A 1,828-nucleotide genomic window follows, 5' to 3' on the forward strand; every position below is an offset into this window, starting at 1 on the left:
TTACGACCAGTGAGAGCTGCTTGGGTATCGCGTTATTGCCAGCCGCATCTTTCGCGGTGGCTTCAAACAGCAGCGTGCCCATGTGTGAAGCGAGAATGTCAAGTCTCGCCTGACCCGCGGCGTTGAGCGAGAGCGATTGCCCCAACACCGTGGTGACGCCACCCTGCGTGACACTGAGGAGGGTTAGCGTGCGCTCGGTCACCGCGACATTGTCCAGTGCATAGACTCGCAGATCCACATAGTCACCGACCGTTAGATTGTCGCTGGAAGCGATGAGCTGGATCGTGGGACCGTTGGTATCCGCCGCGACGGTGACATCCAGCGTCGATGTGCTGGAGAGTAATCCATCACTGATTGTGACGGTAACTGGGTGCGCGGACGAAGTGATATCGCTAGCGTCGGTGACCCAAGTGATACGGCCAAAATTGTCGATCGACATCCCCATCGCTTGCGATTGCGAGTCGAGCGAATACTGAATTACGTCGCCTGTGTTGACATCGTACGCCTTCACATCCAGTCGCATTGTTTGCCCAGCGATCAGCGACTGATCGTCGGGCTCGGGACTGAAGTAGGGTGCGACATTGGCGGGCTGGACACGGACGCTGTAGCGATACGTCGCCTCCGCCGCCCCGTCGCTGACGACGACTTTCAATGCGGCTAGCGTGCCGATCGTGACGCCGGTGGTATCCCATGTCACAACGCCCGTGGTGGCATTAATCGAGGCACCTGAAGGGCCTTCAGGCAAACTGAAGGTGAGCGCATCGTCATCTGGATCGATGGCGCTAAAGTCATACGAATAGGTTTCCCCTCCAGCGATCTCCAGCGGTGGATTGGCATTCATGAAACGCGGCGGATTATTGGGCAAGGATGTCAGTACATCCACATCGAAAATCTGCCCTGTGCCAAGCCCAAAAGCATCAACCACATTGATTTGAATACGATAGGTGCCGCTGGTGTCAGGAATCCAGGAGACGAGTCCCGACTCCGAATTGATGCTGAAGTTCCCATTGGTGTCGGCAGTGGTGACTCCCGCATCGATCGAGAAGGTGAGTGCATGTCCATCGGGATCGGTGGCGCGGATCGGATAGGCAAACGGTTTGCCTATAATTGCCTGAGCCGGTGGATTCGAGTCGATCACCGGTGGACGATTGACGTTGCCGACATTCACAACGAAGGTTTGGTTGTCGACACCGCCGCGCAAGTCGTTGACCGATACGGTCACTTCGTGATTGCCGACCTGCGATGCTGTGGGAATCCACTGGATCAAGCCGGATGTGTAATTGATCTGCATACCGGCTGGCTTTTTCGTCAGCGAATAAACCAGCGTGTCACCCTCGGCATCGCTGGCATTGACATCATAACGATAGATCGCACTGGCCAACGCGGCTTTGTTGGGAACCGAGGTGATGCGAGGGGCGGCGTTGGATGCTTGGGCCGCAACGGTGAAGGTAAACGTCTTGGTCGTCGTGGCTTGCCCATCGCTGGCACTGGCGGTGAAGGTGTAATCGCCCAGAGTGTCGGGAGTCCAATGCAACACGCCACCTGTGGAAACCGTGACGCCCGTTGGTGCGTCGGACAGTGAGAAAGTCAACGGGTCACCATCCGCATCGGTAGCCAGCAGATCACGTATAAATGGCGTGCCGACGTGCAATGTCGCCGTGGACCGCCCCACCCATTACAGGCGGTGAGTTAGGAGCAGCCGGATCAATAATGCGGACATCGAAGGATTGCGTTGTGCTGGCATCTTGCTGGTCGCTGGCCGTAATCGTGACCGGATAAGTACCCGCGGTGGTAGTCAAGGCGGATGCCTAGGAGAGCAATCCGCTGG

General features: G+C 57.1%; 2 protein-coding genes. Both read right to left on the bottom strand.

The window, feature by feature from the left end:
• A partial coding sequence (locus RMSM_RS16835; protein ID WP_008698686.1) for a putative Ig domain-containing protein occupies nt 1-1,672 on the bottom strand: 1,672 nt, incomplete at its 3' end.
• Entirely contained in the window at nt 1,623-1,799 is a 177-nt protein-coding gene (locus RMSM_RS41015) for a hypothetical protein (RefSeq protein WP_160168306.1), read from the bottom strand. The genes RMSM_RS16835 and RMSM_RS41015, both read right to left, overlap by 50 nt.
• Nucleotides 1,800-1,828 lie beyond the last annotated feature (29 nt).

Source organism: Rhodopirellula maiorica SM1 (assembly GCF_000346295.1).
Lineage (GTDB): Bacteria > Planctomycetota > Planctomycetia > Pirellulales > Pirellulaceae > Novipirellula > Novipirellula maiorica.